Consider the following 13,778-nt stretch of genomic DNA (forward strand, 5'->3'; position numbering starts at 1 on the left):
TCGGTGGGGTTCTGCTGGGGGCTGGGGTGGCGTGCGCTGCCTACGTGGTGAGTCTGCTGCCCCGGCGCACCCCCACCAGCGCGCACCCACCGGCCTGGGTGGGAGCGCTGCGCCAGCGCCACACCTGGATCCGTCTGACGGCCTCGGCGGGCGCTGGGGCGCTTGTTGGTGTGGTGACGGGTTGGCCGGTGGGGGTGGTGCTCGCCGCAGTGGCAGGGTGGTGGATGCCCGCTCTGCTCCGCCCCGACACCACCTCCCAGAAGCAGGCCGACCTGGCCGAAGCCCTGGCATCCTGGGCTGAGCAGCTGCGGGACATGATCACCGGCGCTTCAGGGCTCCATCAGGCCATCGCCGCGACGGTGCCGGTTGCCCCTGAACCGGTCCGGGCCCCGGTGCAGGGGTTGGAGGCTAGGTTGCGGGCGGGCCAGCCCATGGAGCAGGCCGCACCGGTGTTCGCGCGGGACGTCGACTCGGACTTGGGCGACCTGGTCGCCCTCACCTTGACTATGGGTGCTTCCCGGCAGAGCGGGGACGTGGCCGGTGCGCTCTCGCGTCTGGCCGAGGCGGCTCGGGAGCGGGCGAGTAGCATCGCTCGGGTGTCGGCCTCAAGGGCGCGGGTGCGCTCCTCGGTGCGCATCATTGCCGCTGCCACCACGATCATGCTGGTGGGGATGGTGGCCCTGAACCCGACCTTTCTCGAACCGTTGGGCACGGTGACCGGCCAGCTGATCCTCGGCCTGGTTGGCGGTGTGTGGGCCCTCTCCTTCTTCTGGCTTGCCCGCCTGGCCGCCTCGGTCGAGCAGCCTCGCCCCTTCTCCCCGACAACCGTGAACAGTGCAGCTGTGGCAGGGGTTGGTGGTGTGCGGTGAGCGTCATGATGCTGGGTCTGGCCGGGGGCATGCTCGGGGCCGGGGTGTGCGCTGGTGCCTATGCGCTGCGCCGTCCCACCCTGACCGAACGGCTGACCCCACGACCGGAACCCGAACCTCGCCGCTCCGTTCAGGGAGGGTGGTCGCGACGGATCGGGCGCCGTGTGGGCAGCCTGCTCATCCACACCGGGATACCGGGGCCGAAGATGGCCAGGACCTTGGCGGCGGCGGGTACTTCGGTGGAGGACTATCGGGCGGAGAAAGCAGCCTCGACCGGCCTCGGCCTCCTGCTCGCCGTTGTGTTGTTCGCGGCGGGCGATGTTCTTCCTGAGAGCCTGCCGGCGGGGCTGTTCGCCCTCCTGGTCTTGGCCGGGTGTGTGCTGGCTCCCGACCTGTCGGCCCGTGCTGCGGCGGCCCGTCAGCGATCCGAGCTGCGGGCGGCCACGTCGACGTTGGCGGACCTGGTCGTGATGGGGCTGGCTGCCGGTGCGGGCAGTACCGGGGCGCTGACTACAGCGCTTCAGCACGGGAGGGGCACGGCCCCTGAGCGGATCCGAGCAGCGGTGTACTCGGCCACGGTGCGCCACAGGCCCCCGTGGGAAGGCCTTGAAGCTTTGGCGGTGGAGAGCGGGGTGCGTGAGCTCTCCGAGTTGGCGGCCTCGTTGCGGTTGGGTGGTGCGTCGGGTGCGCGCACCAGAAACTCGTTGACAGCCAAGGCGACGTCGTTGCGGGCCCGACGGTTGGCTGAAGCCGAGGCCGCTGCGCTCGCGGCGACCGAACGTATGGCCCTGCCGACCATGGGCCTGGTCTCGGGGTTCTTGCTGTTGATCGTCTACGTGGCGCTGGTCCACGTGATGGCTGGTTTCTGAGTCTGGAAAAGGAGTCCCCGGAATGAAGAGCGCTCTTCGCTATGCCTGGAATCGTGCACGCATACGACTCGCCCTCGCACGCAACGTCACCTCGGATGCTGGGTCCTCGACCACGGAGTGGGTGTTGACGATCATGGTGGCCATCACCATCGCCACCGTGGTCGGCGGAATCCTCATATCCGAGTTCACCTCGGCGGCCGAGTCCATCGACCTGGGCGTGAACCGGTGACCAGCCCTGGCCGCGCCCGTACTCGTGGCGGGTGGTGGAGCCGCAGTGACCGGGGCAGCGCCGAAGCGTTGTTCGTCCTGCCTGTGGTGTTCGTGATGGTGCTGGCCGTGGTGCAGGTGGGGCTGTGGGCACATGCCCAGCACCGCGCCCAAACCGTGGCCTCCCAGGCTCTGTCCGCCGCGAGGGCGTTCGACGGATCTACCTTTGCTGCTTACGAGCGCGCCGAGCAGGCCCACGACCAGTTGGGTGGGAGTGTGCTGCGGGCGATGCGGGTGGAGGCCGACCGCAATGCCGACCAGGCCCGGGTGCGGGTCAGCGGCCAGGCCCCGAGTCTGCTGCCCGGGGCGCGGGTGCCGGTCTCCTCGGAAGTGTCGGGCCCGGTAGAACGCCTGGCCCCATGACCCTTCAGAAAACCCGCGTCCAGGCGCGTAAACGCTGTAGGGGTGATGGGGGGAGCGCGTCGGTGGAACTGACCCTCCTGGTCCCGGTCATCGTTGTGGTGTTGATGTTGATGGTCGTGGCCGGTCGTCAGGTCTCTGCCGCGCTCATCACCCAGGACGCCGCAGCGGCAGCGGCGCGGGCCGCTTCATTGCAGCGCGAGGCGGGCACGGCGCGCACTCAGGCCCGGCAGGCTGCGGAACAGGAACTCACCGACCGGGGGCTGGTGTGTACTCCTTTCACCCTGAGGGTGAACACCGGTCAGTTCGCTCCGGGCGGGGTGGTGGAGGTGGAAATGGAGTGCACAGTGACGGTGGTGGATCTGGGCGGGCTCGGCGGACAGCGCACGTGGTCCGCGAGCGCGGCCTCCCCGGTGGACCCCTACCGAGCGTTCCCATGAGCGACTTCGCCCCCAGCTCTGAACGTAGGTGCCGCCGGAGCCGGGCGGATGGCGGCCATGCGTCGGTGTTCTTGATTCTGCTGATGCCGCTGCTTGGGTTGGTGTTCGCGCTGGTGTGGGAGGGCGGGCAGATGCTGGTGGCCAAAGCAGAGCTGATGACCGTGGCGCATTCAGCGGCCAGGGCGGGCACCCACCAGGTGGACCAGACGGCCACGTTGGACGTGGGAGCCCCGGTGCTGGATGAGGAGCACGCGCGCCGAGCAGCGATGGAGTACTTGGACTCGGCCGGGGTGAGGGGGTGGGCCGTGGTCCAAGAGGAGCGAGTCGTGGTCCTGGCCCAAGCCGTCTACTCACCGGTGTTGCTGCCGATCACCGAGACCGAGATCGAGGCCGAAGCGAGCGCGACCGCCCACCAGCCCTGACACGATCCAGCCTGCGTAGCACGAAGGAACAGCTCACGAACAAGGAAGGCACAAGAGGTATGCCCAAAAGCCCGTGGTCGGTTATCGGAGAAGCGCTGATCTCGGTGGTCATGCTCATCGGGCTGCCGGGACTGGCGTCCAAACTCGGGTGGCCGCTCAGCGAGGACGTTTCCTGGGTGTGGTTGTGGCAGTACCTGCGTGGTGGCACCCTGCCCGCAGAGGTGGTCCTCGCGGTGTTCGTGGCGCTGTTGTGGGCAGTGTGGGCCGCTTACCTGGTCATCATCGTCCTGGACATCCTCGCCCTGTTGCGCGGACTCGTGCCCCGGGTGGGGCTGGTGCGTTTGGTGTGGGTTCTGGCCACGGGAGGAGCGACTGCGGCGAGTACGCACACAGCGGCCGTGGCAGCCCATACCGACGCGGCCGTTGAAGCCCCGGCTCACTCTGTGCCGGGAGGGCAGGAGGAACCCACATCCGAGGACCGAGGACAGGAAGAGGAAGAAAGGGTGATCGAGAGGGCCCGCAACCTGTCCGGTTTCAGCTTCGACTCCGCCGATCTCACCTCCGGTATGCGGGACTCCTTGGAGCCGACCCTGGGCATGATCAACGACTTCAACCTTGCCGACGCTCCGGTCGTGGTGACCGGGCACACCGACCCTGTGGGCGACCCCGGCTACAACCAGGGTCTGTCGGAGCGGCGCGCTCAGGCGGTCGCGGACTACCTCGCCGAACACTTGGAAGAGCCTGTCGAGTTCGAGGTCGTCGGGGCGGGGTCGGCCCAGCCACCAACCGAGCCGGGTGCGTCCTACGCCGAGCACCGGCGTGTGGAGATCGCATACACCCTCCAACCCCCAAGCGTCGAGGAGCCGGGCGCCGAAGAGAAAGCCGAAGGCCAGGGCAAGGCGGCAGAGGAGACATCCGAACCCTTGCCCGAACAGGTGCAGCTGGATGTGAGCACCGCCAGCGACCACGACCGGCCCAGCCCGTTGTTGGTGGGCGCTGCGGCCGGAGCTGCCGGGGTGGGTGTGGGATATGCGGCCGGGCGCCGCCATGCCCACACACGAGGCACTCGGTCCGGCACGAAGGCCCCCGAGAGCGGGGAGGCGCCGGGCCAGTGCGAGGACGGTTCTGCCGAGACCGACGACGGCATCGATCCTCCCGGGGATGAGCTGGTGCGTGGTGACCTCGGAGGAGCCGAGAACGGCATCATCGACTCTGACGGCTACATGTTGGTGGGCCAGACGGCCCGGGTCGACGCACGACAGGGGGTCGCCTTCATCGGGGCCCACGCTGCTGAGGTGTTGGCGGCTGTGGTCACCGGCCATGAGGGGCAGGGGCCGGTTGTCGCCACCCGGGCCGCTGTGGAGGCGCTGGGCGACATTGACGCGCTCACCTCGGGTGTGCGGATCGTGGCTGATCTGCCTGGTGTGCGACTCGCAGTGGAGACGGCTCTGCTGACGCGCCAGCGACAGAGCATGGATGACGAACTCGGGGCGGATGAGGCCAGCGGACCCGGTGCCCCCTGCAGCCTGGTGGTGTGCACAGCAACAGAGGCGCGCGACGCCCTCGAAGCCGACCAGGTGCTCAGGGACACCCCTGGGGTCGTGGTGGGGGTACTGGGCGAGCTTCAAGGTCTGGGGGCAATGGTGCACTGTGAGGATCTGGAACAGGCTCGGGTGACCTCCGAAGGCGGCCAGACCTTCGAAGTGGGCCTGCTGCGGCACCGCGTCCGTCCTGGGGGCCACAGCGCCCAGGACGAGGGGGAGACGTGCGTTTCGGAGCCTGCCGACCCCCAACCCGAACCCGAATTCGCTCCTGAGCCCGAGCCTGAGACGGAAGCTGTTTCTGCGCCAGAGCCGGTTGCCCAGCCTGCCCCCGCCCCCGAGGAGACAGATAGCAGCACGCACCCGCCCTCGGTACGGGTGCGGTTGTTCGCCCCGCAGCCGGTGTGTGAGGCAGGCGGGCGTGATGCGCTGGCCCGGTCCAGCTCACGGCTGCTGCTGGCGATGCTCGCCCTGAGCCCCCGCGGGCTTTCCGAGAGCCAGATCGACGAAGTCCTCGCCTCTGGAAAAGACGAGAGTAAAGCCCGCAAGGACCGCTACAACGCCATCACCAGCCTGCGAGCCCCGCTGCGCGAAGCGCTCAAATCCGAAGACGACATCCTCTTCAAGGAGAACGGACGTTACGTCCTCCAAGAAGGCCTGTTCGACATCGACGTGTGGCACACGAACGAGCTTAGGCAGCGTGTGAACCTTGCAGAGGAAGACCGGGAAGCGCTCCTGCGTGAGTTGGTGAGTTTCTGGGAGAAACCGCTTCTGTCCGATTGCGAGGAGGAGTGGTTTGCGCCCTACCGAAAGCACTACTCTGACCAGTTCGTCGAGGTGCTGGTCCTGTTGGCCAAAGAAGCCGAATCAGCGGAATCACGTGTTTTCTATTTGAAAAAGGCAATGGAGCTTGACCGCTTCAACGAATCCATCTACCAGGATGTGATGTGCGTCTATGGTGGAATGGGTCGCCCCGACGCGGTCCGGCGCACCTACCGTTCGCTGGAAACAGCCCTCAGTGAGCTGAAAAAGAAACCCAGCCCGGTGAGCGAGCAACTCCTGGACGGGCTCACCCACCCCGAGGCCCAGTCGCAAGGGTAGGCCAGGGGCGAAAAACAGGGGGCTCCTGTGACTACGCCTGTGACTACGCCCGTCCCCCTGCCTGTGACTACGCCTGTGACTACGCCTGTGACTACGCCAGCGCCCCCAGTGGCCCTCTAGGGCCGAAAGCTGGCATCCTTGCAGGTCAGGGCGCATCTGAGCGTGACTCACGCGGCCAGACTTATACCCAGTGGGTAGTCCACTTCACGTAGGGGGCGGCGGCCTCTCCTCCTCGTCGGCGGGGCGGCCTATCGGCCGACCCGCCCCCTTCTCTTTCCTCACTCCCTTCTCCTTCCCTCTTCTCTCCCCTCCCCAAAAACCAAAAAACCACCCTATAAACAAATCTAATAACATTCCTTTGGGCTGTGGTGATCGCCCAGATCAGTGTCGCTCATACATTTCATGATCGCCCAAAATCGCGTCGCCCATGCTCGTCGCCGGCCCCTCGCGCGCGTAGGCGCGTGTGCGCGATTCCTTCTCTGGAAAACGCGCGCCGAAAAAAGTTCTCGAGAAACCCGTGATCCGTGTTGACAAACACGGGTCACGGAAGTTGCTATGGGGTTGTTCCCGAAACGGCAACACGGTTCCGGGGTGACGGGAAGAATTTCCCGCGACACGAGTTGACAAACACGTGTCACCCAAGATCACCTAGGGTTCGCCACCGAAACACATGACGTTTTCGGGGCGGCGGAAAAAGTTTCGCGAAACGAGTTGACAAACACTAGTCAACCAAGCGAAACTCGGGCCGAAAAAGAGAAACACCCGGCCATTATAAGGGGGGTCAAAGAATGCGCACATTGCGCGCAACCTACATTATCGGGAAATGGGTATTCACCCGCCCGAAGCCGGCCTCGCCGGCGGTGATCGCCAACCGGGCCCGAGCCCAACGGGCGACCCGGGTCGCAGCCGACCACCGCGAAGCGATCGCCCGCGAGTTGGCCGCACGCGGTAGGGCCATGCACCTGTACCGCACCGAAGGACCCAGCGAGGCCGCCCTTCAGGCGCAACGGGAACACGAACGGGCCGAGTTGTACCGGGCCGGACTCGAGATCACCTTGTTCCGGCTGCGCGCGCACCGGATCGTGCCGGCCTAGAGCGGGCCGGCACGCAGGCGCCAACCTGCGAGCCGGCCCACCGAACCACCCGCACCCACCGAGTTCTGGTGTGGAAGCCGAACGGCTGGGCGCGGGCCCAACACAACAACCCAGAAGGAGTGTGCTGTGAGCACGAGTATGCCTCACAAGCGGCGTCCGATCGAAGTCACCGCCGACCAGGTGGCCTACCTGCGCCACGCCGAACCCGGCAGCCTGCTGGTCTGGATCGAGGCCAGCAACGAGGTTCAGATCTACGGACCCACCGGACGGCTAGGCGAGCACCGGATGATCATCGCTTCCCAGGACGCCCTGGACAGCCTCGCGGAGAACTGTGAAGAGAGTGGCAGGCCCACCCATGACGGGGAACTGGCGAAGGACCTGACCGATATCGCCAACGACTGGCTGTGCGAGTGGCCCCAGGTGCGGGCCTTGACCCCGATGCTCACGCCGATCCGCCGGCGCCTGGACCGACAAGGCATCTACCCGGCCGACAGTGTCCACACCTTCGGGCCGAACATCGGCCACAGGTTCAACCTGCCGGTCGTCACCGATACCTACGCTCGCCCCGACGGCAAGGCCCTTGCCAGGGTCACGGTACCGCTCGGCTTCGCCGAACCGGTGCACATCCAGGCCAGCGGCGTGAACGGGCCGCTGAGCGAACACACCATGCAGTTCGACTACCTGCACATGCGCGCCGCAGATATCGAGGCCACGATCGCCACCACGGTCGCCGCCCACCTGGCCCTGTACTACCAGGACTGAGCCACAGCCACCTTCCGGGCCGCCCTGTCACGGGGCGGGGCGGCCCCTCACCCAGACCACATGCGCCGAGCGCTGAGTTCGGCCTGCCATGAAAGGACCCGGTTGTGACACCGACCTGGCCGCAGCACACCATCACCGTGCCCATGCTCACCGACCTGCACGAAAGCGGACCCGCAACGTTGATCACCGCACACGGGGCCCTAGCGTCCTACCGGGTGCAGCGCACCCGTGAGGTGGATCTGAACACCCCCGGGCTGGTCATCGCCTACGGACACGACGACCTGCGCTTGGACCTGATCGAGCACGACGGCGACTGGGACCGGGTGGCCGCTGCGGCCACCAGCGCTGCCGCCAAGGCCCATCACCGGCTGTTCTTCCAGCCCCCGAGCCGCCTGGCTCGGGCGGTGCGGCGCGACCTGCACCGGCACGGTCTGCTCCTGGACTGCCGCCCCGAGGCCAGCCGTACCGAAGACGGCGCTTACCGGTGGGACGACTATCTCACCTGGGAGCACGACCCCCGGTTGAGCTTCACGATGACCTACGTCCAGCGCCATCGCGACAGCTTGCTGATCAGCTTGGCCATGTACGACCGGGACTACTACGTGACCTGCTGGCCTGAGCGAACCACCGCCACCAGTGGCACCCCGGCCTGCGTACGCGAAGCACCCGCACGCATCCAACGCCACCTGGACCTGCGGCCCTAAACACCGCATACCCCGGGGCCGCCCCGTCGCGGGGCGGCCCCACCACCCACACACCTTCGCGCCGAACGCTGTATTCGGCGCACCCTAAGAAAGGCACACACCGTGACTGAACGCTCACCTCGTCTGCGCAAGGCGATGGCCGACTACTTCGACTACTCCGAGGTCACCTCGCACATGTTGTGCACCTTGGGCTGGGTCGGGCCGGGCGGGATGATCATCGCTGACTTTCGCCACCGCGAGTTCCGAGTAACCCACGCCCCCGACCACGGTGACGGGCTGATCTTGCCGGTATTCGGTTACGGCGACCTCATCAAACACCACGACTGCATCGATGTGCACTACGGCACCTGGGACGAGTTCGTCACAGCGGTCGACTGCACCGCTTATGAGTGCATGGCCGAGCGCATCGAGGACCGCAACGCCACCCCATACGCACTCATCCGGATGCGCCAGCGCCTGCAGGAGCTCGGGTTCGATATGACCACCGCGCCCTCCTACCACCGCCGCTACCTGGACCCGGGTGATTACCGGGGCCCCTCGGTCCTGCAGGTCAGGGAGAGCTACATCGACCGGGCGCACCCGCACCTGGAAGTGACCCTCAAACACCCCCTCCCTGAAGGGGACGAGAAGCCCGGGTTCTCGGTGATCAAGATCGCCGACCTCGGACGCCATGTCACCGGCTGGCCCAAGAAAATCCCCCAGCAGTTCGTCGCCGGCATGCAGGTCCACCTGATCCGGGAGCGGGTCGACGCGCACCTGGCCCGCACCAACTGACCCCACCTCGCTTCACCGGGCCGCCCTGTCACGGGGCGGGGCGGCCCCCACACCCACCTGCGCCGAGACCTGTATTCGGCGTACCCACAGGAAGGACATGTATGGACATCCACCGTTCGCTCGCCCAGAGGCTGGCCGATCAGCACATCACCACCGACCTCCTACAACAGCTCGCCTCGACCGGGCCCGGGGCTCTGATCATCGCCAACAGGAAAGCCGGCGAGTACCGCCTCACCCACCACCGCTACCTGCGTCCCACCCAAGGGGAGACGGTCGTCTACGCCTACGGCGACCTGACCCACGACTGGGACACCGCCCTGTTGATCAGCCCGCACGACCCCTGGGACCACATCACCCAGGCAGCCAACACCCTCGCGCACACCTGCCTGGAATGGCAGCCCTGGGAACCCATCACCTCAACACGACGCCACTTCCAAGGACAACTCCGCCAAGCGATGTTCGAGCAGGGCTTCCTGCTCCTGCGCCGACCGATGTTCACCGACCGAGGTGGGATGCACCGCCTGGACGACACCTACCTGGACACGACCCGGCCAGAGATCACGATCACCATCGCCGTGCCCTACCCCGAACCGGACAGGGGCAGCCCGATCATCACCTGGTGCACCCGCCGGGGCGTGTTCCAAGGCTGCACCCGATCGAACAGCGGCCAAGGTGCCCGCCCGTTCGCCCAGGACGTACGCACGAACATCACCCGAGTCTTCGACCAGCGCTGACCCTCACCGCCCCGACCCGGGTGGGTCGGGGCGGGCGAACCCACACAAGGAGAGCCGACATGACCACTACCCGTGTACCCGCACCCGACCTGATCATGGCCGCACTGACCCAAGCCACCACCCCGGTGACCGTAACCGAACTGGCCGAGGAAGCAGGGGTGGGACGGTCCACCGTGTCCAAGTACCTGCCCACCCTGGAGAAGAACGGGGCTGCACTGCGCACCCCCGGAGGGCGGGAAGGACGACGTCGCCTGCCCGACCAGTGGCAGGCCGCACCAACGACCTCGCCCGAACAGGAGTCGAGCGCTCCCGATGACCTCGAGGACCCCGACACCGTACCTGCCACCACGGTCGAGGTCACTGTCTGCGAGCAGCAGGTGAGCTCGACCTCGGTTGACATCGGTGAAACGCAAACGCAGGACCCGATCGAAAAACCCGCCCCCGAGACCGAGTGCCCGAACACTGGCCAGGTTCCCGCACCCGCCCCTGGTCCTCGCTTGGCCGATACCGCTCCGGTGCCGGTACCGACCTCGAGCGCACCTGCGCCCCGGACCAGCACCACACCGGTACGGGACCCTGCCCCCACCGGCACGGATGAGCAGGCCCTGAACCCGATCAGCCGGTCGCGTCGGCTCGCGCCGGGAGAGCTCAAGACCATGGTCTGGGCCCTGCTCAAGAACTCCCCGGGTGAGGAGTTCACCGCCACCGCCCTCAGCCACATTCTCCAGGGGCGTTCCATCGGAGCTATCCAGAACAACCTCGCCAAGCTCGCTGAAGAGAACAAGATCGAGCTGGCCTGCGCCAAACCGCGCCGGTACCGGTTCGCCACCTCGGCCAACTGACCCACCACCCCGGGGGTGTGTTCCACATCAGGGCACACCCCCACCTTCCCAATACCCCTAGGGAGTATTTCCGTGCTCGATCTCGTCTACCCATACCTGGCCTCACCTCTTTCCGGTCTGTCCTGCGGGCAGGCTTTGACAGGGGCCTTGGCCCTGAACGGGGCAAGCGCGCTGATCGTCCTGCTGGGCACCCTCAGCCGAACCCACCGCCTGCTGCAGACCTACTACGTACGCGGGGACTGGCCCGGCATGGTGCACCACACCGAGAAGGGGCCCGGCACGGTGTGCGGGGCGTGCGGGCACCACCTGGCCGTGCACGACCGCTTTACCGGCCGATGCTGTTACGGCACCCCGATGGAACTACTCGCGGTGTGCATCGCCCTGCCCCTACCCCGCAGGATGCGCGCCCTGGTGCAACAGCCGGGTTGTGCGTGCCGGCTCCGTGCCTGGAGGTGTTGACCTGCCTACGATGCACCGGGTGAAGGTCCCCGGCCCCGACCCAGACACCTGGGTCGGGGCCGGGGACCTTCACCTTTTCCCATGGGTTTGAGGGGAGGGTGTCGAATCTCGGGGGCGGGGTGTGTTTCTCACCAAGTGAAGGGCGAAACACGACCGAGAGGGGACTCGCCTTGGGGAACACCCCACACACTGCCGCCTCCTACCACGACCGGGGCCGGCCGCCGTTGGCGGTCTGGCCCTGCGCACCCAGTACCCGACACCGGCCACCTCGCGATCACGATGGCGAGGTGGGCATCCCGGACCGGCTCGCCCACCGTTTGGTGGCCGAGTACACCCGCCCCGGTCACAAAGTCGCGGATCTGACCGGCACCGGTCAGGTGGCCGAACAGGCCCGGGCCCAGGGCCGTGACCAGGAGAACCTCAGTCCTACGTTGGATGCCCCGGGCGCGACCGCGGCCATCGACTACGAGATGGCGTGGGCGGATCTGACCGTGGCAACCATGACCACTCCGACCTTTTGTGTGACCTCGGCGGGAAGCCGGCGCCGCCGTGCGCGCGCCAAGGTGGAGTTCGCCGCGCTGATCACCCGCCCCGGGGGCATCGTCGCGGTCATCACTCCGGTGAGGTGCACCCCGTCCGGGGTGGTGGACCCGGCCCCGGGGGTGGTGCGCGCCGCTACCTGTGCGGGGTTGGTGTACCTGCAGCACGTGATCGCGTTGACGGTGCCGATCTGCGAGCAGGGTCTGGGCGCCACCATCCCGGTACGCGGCCAGGGCGGGCTCGGTCCCGATCAGGACCCCGGAGCAGGGGGAGAGGAGAACGAGGTGGGTTTGCCGACCTCGGTTTCCGATGCGGCGGCCACCATCACCTCACCGGCTCACCTGAACGTGTCGGTGTTCCGCAAGAAGGGACGCACCGCGCCCGCGGAAACCCAGGGGGAGGTGGACGCGTGAACCAGGACCAGAACAGCGCTGACCTCGACAATGTGAGGTTCGACCAGGACGCACCGGGTGGGCAGCGTGAGAGCGGCGAGGGCGCCGACCGTGGCACCGGCACCGGTGCCCATACGGGGTGGTCGGTGTGGTTCACCGGCCAGCAACAGGCCCAGCGTCAGCGTGGGATCCGGTATTCGCGGTTGTCGGTGGAACATCCGGCCAAGATGCTGCCGGAGATCGCCCGCCATGCCATCACCGCCTATACCCGGCCGGGGGATGTGGTGCTGGATCCGATGTGCGGGATCGGTACCAGCCTGGTCGAAGCCGCCCACCTCGATCGTCGCGCGGTGGGGATCGAGTTGGAGCCCAAGTGGGCTTCCATCGCCCGGCTGAACCTGGAAACCGCCACCGTCCAGGGAGCGCGTGGTGAAGGACGCGTGTATACGGGGGAGGGGGCCCAGGTCGCCACTGAACTGGCGGCCACCTCATTGGCCGGAGAGGTGCGGCTGGTGGTGACCTCGCCCCCATACGGGGCGATGACCCACGGCCAGGTCCGCTCCCGCCGGGACGGGGCCCGCGCGGTGGAGAAGTACGCGCACCGCTACTCCCGAGACCGGGACCGCCGGGCGGCCAACCTCGCCTACCAGCGCCCCGAGAAGCTCGCGGACTCCTTCACACAGATAATGGCGGCCTGCCGCACCCTGCTCGCCCCGGGCGGGGTGGTCGTGGTGACCACCCGCCCCTACCGCAAGAACGGGGAACTCTTCGACTTCCCCGGGCAGGTCGCCGAAGCCGGACGGCGGGCGGGGCTGGTGCAGGTGGATCGGTGCGCCGCTCTGTTGTGCGCGGTGCGCGACGGTCAGGTGGTCTCGCGCACCTCGTTCTTCCAACTCATCGAAACCCGCCGATTGCGCAAGGCCGATTGGCCGGTGCACATCATCCAGCACGAGGACGTACTGATCTTCACCAACCCCGACCAGCACACCTTGGATGGAAGGGCGGCGGCGTGAGCAACACCGAACCCGAAGAGGACAAGCGTCGTACCGTGCCGGGGGTGTTCCTGCCCGAGCGGGAGTTCTTCACCGACGCAGCCGGCCCTGAGTTGCGCGAGCGCATCATCACCGACATGCGCACCCTGGCCAATTTTCTGGAAGAACACCCGCAGTTGCCGATCAGCCCGCACACCAGTGTGGAGGTGACCTACTTCCCCCGTACCGAAAGTGACCAGGCCGCGATCGCTGAGGTGGTCGAGGCCGGATCCCACTTGGGGCGGATCCCGGCCTGGGAGGGCGACCACTACCTGGTCGAACACCACCACGGTGCGGGCCGCTATCGGGTGGTGGCCATTCCGGCACGGGTGCGGGCCCGGTACCGGTCCTGGTTGACCTACAGCGGACACGTGCGCCAGGACTGACCCGTCGGCCCCGGTGGGGGACAGGCCAGCCGGGGTTGCCGGGTGTGACATCCGGGTGGGGGCGGTGTGGGGCCACCAGCGGCCCCACACCGCCCTGAACTACCCGGCCCCGCCCAAGGGAGCGGAACCCGGGGGAGCGGGCCTACACGGGGCCGGTGGTGGCCCCGACCAGCGAAAACGGCAAACCGCCC

At 67.4% G+C, this 13,778-nt stretch carries 17 protein-coding genes; all 17 read left to right on the top strand.

Annotation, left to right across the window (positions count from 1 at the left end; translation table 11 throughout):
- The first annotated feature begins 26 nt into the window (after positions 1-26).
- Positions 27-869 carry a type II secretion system F family protein gene (locus BQ8420_RS21945; protein ID WP_235006415.1) on the top strand — a complete coding sequence of 281 codons (843 nt, stop codon included), beginning with the start codon at positions 27-29 and terminating at the stop codon, positions 867-869.
- A gap of 5 nt (positions 870-874) precedes the next feature.
- On the top strand, positions 875-1,738 hold the full coding sequence (locus tag BQ8420_RS21950) for a hypothetical protein (RefSeq protein ID WP_369825529.1): 864 nt from the start codon (positions 875-877) through the stop codon (positions 1,736-1,738).
- Positions 1,739-1,760: 22 nt separating this feature from the next.
- Entirely contained in the window at positions 1,761-1,967 is a 207-nt protein-coding gene (locus BQ8420_RS21955) for a hypothetical protein (protein ID WP_087101046.1), read from the top strand.
- Positions 1,964-2,368 (top strand): TadE/TadG family type IV pilus assembly protein, encoded by a 405-nt coding sequence (locus BQ8420_RS21960; protein WP_235006417.1) that lies wholly within the window; start codon positions 1,964-1,966, stop codon positions 2,366-2,368. The genes BQ8420_RS21955 and BQ8420_RS21960 overlap by 4 nt, the downstream gene beginning before the upstream one ends.
- Before the next feature lie 62 nt (positions 2,369-2,430).
- On the top strand, positions 2,431-2,805 hold the full coding sequence (locus tag BQ8420_RS21965; RefSeq protein WP_087101047.1) for a TadE/TadG family type IV pilus assembly protein: 375 nt from the start codon (positions 2,431-2,433) through the stop codon (positions 2,803-2,805).
- 65 nt (positions 2,806-2,870) lie between these two features.
- Positions 2,871-3,227 carry a pilus assembly protein TadG-related protein gene (locus BQ8420_RS21970; protein ID WP_235006418.1) on the top strand — a complete coding sequence of 119 codons (357 nt, stop codon included), beginning with the start codon at positions 2,871-2,873 and terminating at the stop codon, positions 3,225-3,227.
- A 233-nt stretch (positions 3,228-3,460) separates the two neighbouring features.
- A complete protein-coding gene (locus BQ8420_RS33170) occupies positions 3,461-5,869 on the top strand; it encodes an OmpA family protein (RefSeq protein WP_160049385.1) in 2,409 nt (802 codons plus the stop codon).
- Between the two features lie 797 nt (positions 5,870-6,666).
- A complete protein-coding gene (locus BQ8420_RS21980; protein WP_143847463.1) occupies positions 6,667-6,963 on the top strand; it encodes a hypothetical protein in 297 nt (98 codons plus the stop codon).
- 126 nt (positions 6,964-7,089) lie between these two features.
- Positions 7,090-7,725, top strand: coding sequence for a hypothetical protein (locus BQ8420_RS21985; RefSeq protein WP_143847465.1), 636 nt, complete (start codon positions 7,090-7,092; stop codon positions 7,723-7,725).
- A 104-nt stretch (positions 7,726-7,829) separates the two neighbouring features.
- The gene (locus tag BQ8420_RS21990; protein WP_087101052.1) at positions 7,830-8,429 is read left to right on the top strand and encodes a hypothetical protein; all 600 of its coding nucleotides are present in this window, start codon (positions 7,830-7,832) and stop codon (positions 8,427-8,429) included.
- Positions 8,430-8,531: 102 nt separating this feature from the next.
- The gene (locus tag BQ8420_RS21995; RefSeq protein ID WP_143847467.1) at positions 8,532-9,203 is read left to right on the top strand and encodes a hypothetical protein; all 672 of its coding nucleotides are present in this window, start codon (positions 8,532-8,534) and stop codon (positions 9,201-9,203) included.
- Between the two features lie 101 nt (positions 9,204-9,304).
- Positions 9,305-9,937 carry a hypothetical protein gene (locus tag BQ8420_RS22000; RefSeq protein WP_087101054.1) on the top strand — a complete coding sequence of 211 codons (633 nt, stop codon included), beginning with the start codon at positions 9,305-9,307 and terminating at the stop codon, positions 9,935-9,937.
- Between the two features lie 59 nt (positions 9,938-9,996).
- Positions 9,997-10,779, top strand: a complete 783-nt coding sequence (locus BQ8420_RS22005; protein WP_087101055.1) for an HTH domain-containing protein — start codon at positions 9,997-9,999, stop codon at positions 10,777-10,779.
- Between the two features lie 72 nt (positions 10,780-10,851).
- Complete coding sequence (locus tag BQ8420_RS22010) at positions 10,852-11,238, top strand: hypothetical protein (protein WP_087101056.1); 387 nt, start codon at positions 10,852-10,854, stop codon at positions 11,236-11,238.
- Between the two features lie 287 nt (positions 11,239-11,525).
- Positions 11,526-12,191 (top strand): hypothetical protein, encoded by a 666-nt coding sequence (locus BQ8420_RS22015; protein ID WP_235006419.1) that lies wholly within the window; start codon positions 11,526-11,528, stop codon positions 12,189-12,191.
- Positions 12,188-13,183, top strand: a complete 996-nt coding sequence (locus BQ8420_RS22020; RefSeq protein WP_143847469.1) for a TRM11 family methyltransferase — start codon at positions 12,188-12,190, stop codon at positions 13,181-13,183. The genes BQ8420_RS22015 and BQ8420_RS22020 overlap by 4 nt, the downstream gene beginning before the upstream one ends.
- Positions 13,180-13,587 carry a hypothetical protein gene (locus BQ8420_RS22025; protein WP_235006420.1) on the top strand — a complete coding sequence of 136 codons (408 nt, stop codon included), beginning with the start codon at positions 13,180-13,182 and terminating at the stop codon, positions 13,585-13,587. The genes BQ8420_RS22020 and BQ8420_RS22025 overlap by 4 nt, the downstream gene beginning before the upstream one ends.
- Positions 13,588-13,778: the final 191 nt, after the last annotated feature.

Origin of the sequence: Nocardiopsis sp. JB363 (genome assembly GCF_900143625.1) — a bacterium.
Taxonomy (GTDB): domain Bacteria; phylum Actinomycetota; class Actinomycetes; order Streptosporangiales; family Streptosporangiaceae; genus Nocardiopsis.

What these genes read in the sequence shown, in the direction of transcription:
- BQ8420_RS21950 (WP_369825529.1), top strand. Translation starts at nt 875, where the DNA reads ATGATGCTGGGTCTGGCCGGGGGCATGCTCGGGGCCGGGGTGTGCGCT.
- BQ8420_RS21955 (WP_087101046.1), top strand. Translation starts at nt 1,761, where the DNA reads ATGAAGAGCGCTCTTCGCTATGCCTGGAATCGTGCACGCATACGACTC.
- BQ8420_RS22000 (WP_087101054.1), top strand. Translation starts at nt 9,305, where the DNA reads ATGGACATCCACCGTTCGCTCGCCCAGAGGCTGGCCGATCAGCACATC.
- BQ8420_RS22005 (WP_087101055.1), top strand. Translation starts at nt 9,997, where the DNA reads ATGACCACTACCCGTGTACCCGCACCCGACCTGATCATGGCCGCACTG.